Origin of the sequence: Acidisphaera rubrifaciens HS-AP3, from assembly GCF_000964365.1 — a bacterium.
Taxonomy (GTDB): Bacteria; Pseudomonadota; Alphaproteobacteria; order Acetobacterales; family Acetobacteraceae; genus Acidisphaera; species Acidisphaera rubrifaciens.
This window is the reverse complement of the sequence record NZ_BANB01000266.1, coordinates 1-3,940: the sequence shown is the minus strand read 5'-3', so window position 1 is coordinate 3,940 and position 3,940 is coordinate 1. Positions and strand designations below refer to the sequence as shown.

Annotated in this window: 1 protein-coding gene; it reads right to left on the bottom strand. The window is 71.1% G+C overall.

Annotated features, from left to right (window positions below; translation table 11 throughout):
* Positions 1 to 78: 78 nt before the first annotated feature.
* Positions 79 to 3,531, bottom strand: a complete 3,453-nt coding sequence (locus B8460_RS09090; protein WP_048861276.1) for a glycosyltransferase — start codon at positions 3,529 to 3,531, stop codon at positions 79 to 81.
* Positions 3,532 to 3,940 lie beyond the last annotated feature (409 nt).

Sequence of the window (3,940 nt, the reverse complement as noted above, 5' to 3'; positions counted from 1 at the left end):
GGCCGGCTGCGCATGGCGGCGCGCTGATCCGCCGCCCCGGCGTCGGCTGGAGACAGCGCCGCCGCGGCGAGCCAGCAGTCACGCGGTTGCCCGCTTGCGCGTGCTCCGCGCCGTCAGGCCGCGCCAGACGCGCTGCCGGCTCTCGGCCTGGGCCAGCAGCGTATGCCGGGCGAGGAACTCGCGCCGCGCACCCTCGGCGCAGGCCTGCCAGTGGCGCGGGTTGCGGACCATCTCGGCCACCGCCCAGAACCATGCGCGCGGGTCGTTGCGCACGAGCTGTCCGCCCGACCCATCGGCCAGCGAGCCGCGATAGGCCGGCACGTCGGAGGCAAGGACCGCCAGGCCGAGGGCGCCGTAATCCATCGTCTTGATCGCGGACTTGCTGGTGTTGAAGGCGGTATCGGCCAGCGGCGCGACGCCGATATGCCAGGCGGCCTGGCTGGCGATCCAGTTCACGAAGGCGGGGTAGGACTGGCCCCCCGTGGGCGGCACCACCACCCGCTCGGCCCAGGTGGGCAGGTCGGCCGCCGTCATCCCGATGACCTCGATGCTGACCCTGTCGCCGAACGTGTCACACACCGCCTCGAGCGCCCGGTTCGTCGCCGCGAGATCCGCGTCATGTGTCGCGGTGCCCATCAGCAGGATGCGCACCGGGTCGCGGCGCGGTGCCGCGCTGACCGGCGGCGCCACGCCCCAAAGCCGTTCGTCGAGGCCGTTCGGCACCAGCACCGCGTCGCGCCGCAGGGGCGCGAGCCGCGCCTTCAGCCCCGGGGTCGAGACGAGCAGCGCGTCCGCCCCGCGCACCAGCCGCGCCACCACCGGGGCGCGGGGCTGGAGCACGCCCGTCTCGGGATGCTCGGCCGGGATGTTCACGAGATCGTCGTCCAGATCATAGACGAAGGGCGTTCCGGTCCGCGCCGCGTGCGCGAGCAACGCCTCCGCCGCCTCGGCGTCCGGCACGGCATAGCGCTGCGTCACCAGCGCGTCGGCGCGGTAGCGCAGCGCCTCCTCGGGCGAGGCGATGACCACGTCGATGCCCGCGCCCGCCGCGGGATGGTCGAGCGGCAGCAGCAGGCGGATGAAGGCGCAGGGACTGAGCGCGCCGTTGTCGAGCCGTTCCGGGACGACCACCAGCGTCTGCCGGTCCGGCCGGCGCAGGTCGATCAGCCCGTCCCGCCCCGCGCGCCGGGACGCGCCCCCGACATAGTCCTGCCGGTAGAAATCGGGCACCACCGCGCGGGGCCGGCCGCGCGGCAGCGCCCGCTGCTTCGTCAGCGTCGCCCGCAATTCGGCGAAGACCGCGAGCCATTCCTCGGGCGGCGCGGACGGCTGCACCAGCCAGGTGAGGGGCCGGCCGGCCAGACGCTCGGGGAAGGCGCCGATATCGGAGGCGATGATCGGCAGGCCGGAGTCGATGGCGGCGCTGAGCGTATAGCTGAAGGTCTCGGGCCACTGCGCCGGGAACCAGATCACGTGCGGCCGCACGCGTGCGATCAGCCGCGCGAGGTCGGCGTGGCGATACGGGCCCGTCTGGCGCAGCCGCTTGTCATAGGCGGGCGGGAGCGGCTTTTCCGTGTAGCCGATCAGATGCAGTTCGATGTCCTCGCCGCCCGCGGCATCGGCGACCGACAGCACGGTGGGCAGGCCCTTCTGATCGGCCAGCACGCCGATCAGGGCGACGCGCAGCGGCCGGCCCTTGATCGCCGGCGTCTGCGACATCGACCAGGCGGTGGTTTCGACGGGCTCGTGCGCGACCACGACCGCCCGCTCGGCGAGGCCGTACCGCGCGAGGCGGGCGCGCACGTCATGGCTCGGGCACAGCACCCGCTCCGCCTCGTGGAACAGCCAGCGGTGGCGCAGGCGCCAGCCGAGTATGTCGCCCGCGTCGTGCGCGGGACGATCGGCGATGCAGGCGTTGCAGGCGGCGGGCGCGGGCTCGCCACAATAATGGGCATCGAGATGCGGCAGCAGGTTCACCTGCGGGCAGATCGTGTACCAGTCATGGACCGTGACATCGAACGGCACGCCGAGCCGGGCGATCAGACGGCGCAGCGGCAGGTTGAGGCCGAGGACGTGGTGGATATGCACGCGCGTCACCGCGGCCGAGGTTAGATATTCGGCCGCGCCTTCGATCAGGTCGGGCGTGATCACGAAGCGCGGGTGATCGGGAAGGGCCGGCACCGAGATGGCCGCGCCCTCCGGCGTGCCTTCGAGCAGCAGGACATTGGCCTGCCCGGCGGTGCGGGCGGCGAGCGCCGTTATATGCTGCCCGACGCCGCCGCCGAGGCTGTGCGAGACGGCGAGGATGGTGGGAAGGCCCGACCGGCGCAGGATCGCCGCCGTGATCGCCAGCCGTGCCGGCCCCGCGTCGTTGACACGGATGTGGCGGTCGATCAGCCGCATATAGGACGGGTAGCGCTGGCGGAGGATGTCCTGGCTGCCCGTCTGCTCGGGCGCGGTGGTGCCGAAGCTGACCTGTCCCTCGTGATGTACGTACACGTCGCAGGCGAGGCGGTGCGTCCAGCCGCGTGCCGCCGCACGCATGCAGAAATCGCTCTCCTCGCCATAGCCGCGGCCGAACGCCTCGGCATCGAAGGCGCCGACATCGGCCAGCGCGTCGCGGCGCAGATACATGGCGAATCCGACCGTGACGGGGACCGTCACGCTGCGGCCGGCATTGGCCTCGCGGCAGGCGGCGTCGAGTTCCGTCACCGACAGGCCGAAGGCCGGCGGCCCGCCCTCGATGCGCGGATACGAGCAGATCGTCGCGTTGTTCGAGAACGGCGAGACCGAGGCGATGCGCGGTCCGGCATAGGCGTGGGCGGCCAGCCGGTGCAGCCAGCCGACCGGGACCTCGGTATCGGAATTGAGCAGGACGACGTCGTGGGGGAATGCCGCCTCGATGCCGCGGTTGACCGAGGCGACGAAGCCCAGGTTGGTCCGGTTGCGGATCAACATGATCTGCCCGGACTGGCTCAGCCGGTCGAGCGCCGCCGATAGTTTCGGCTCGGGCGAGCGGTCGTCGATGACGATCACGCGCCCGGGCGGCCGTTCCGGATCGGCAAGCACGGTCTCCAGGCAGCGCTGCGTCTCCGCCAGTCCGCGATAGACCGGTATGACGACGTCGACCACGACGCCGTCGGGCAGACGCGGCGGCTCCAGGGTCGACGGCAGGTAGTCCGGGATGTACGGGATGCGCCGCACGGAGTAACCCAGCGAGGCGCCGTACAGCATGTAGTGGATCAGCGGATTGGCGGCCGCCTCGGGATGGCGGTCGACGTAAAAGGCCGCGTCAAAGTCCTGATGCGGGTCGCGCAACTCCTCCGCCCCGTACCGGAGGTAGTGAAACAAGGGATTGGTCCCGAGAGAGGCGATATCGGGATAGCGCTGCACGTAGAAGTCAGGATCGAAGTAGTAGCACGCCCGCCGCCCTTCCGCCGCGCCGTAGAGCCGGAAATGCTCGAACGGATCGATGCCTGCCGCGCGCACGTCCGGATGACAGTCAAGGTAGAACTCCGCGTCGAACACCATTCGCAGGAGATCGGCATCGACTGCGCCCTGCGTGTCAGCGGCGGTTGGGCGTGTTTCTTTCACGGCGACCTATACGGCAGCAGGTGGTGGCGGGACGCCGCGCTTCACCGCGTCCGCCGACGTCGTTCAGGGGCACCGACGTTTCCCGCCTTATCGAGGCGGTGTCCTGTTCGACGGCCAAGCTGCGTCGGGACACTCAAGGGATTGAACGGCGGTATAGCGAGTTCGCGCAGGACGCAACAAGAGGCTTCAACGTTGCGCCGAACGTGAACGCCGTGTGGGTGTCCCAGGTGCCGCGGAAACAATACGTGACAGACGATCGCCGGCCGCGTCGTCCGGCGTGGCCGTGGACGCGTCGGGGGCGACCGCGGCCGGTTCAGCGGCGGCGCCTCGTCGCGGCGACGCGCTC

Coding starts and splice junctions, on each gene's coding strand:
- B8460_RS09090 (WP_048861276.1), bottom strand. CDS start 3,531: ATGGTGTTCGACGCGGAGTTCTACCTTGACTGTCATCCGGACGTGCGC.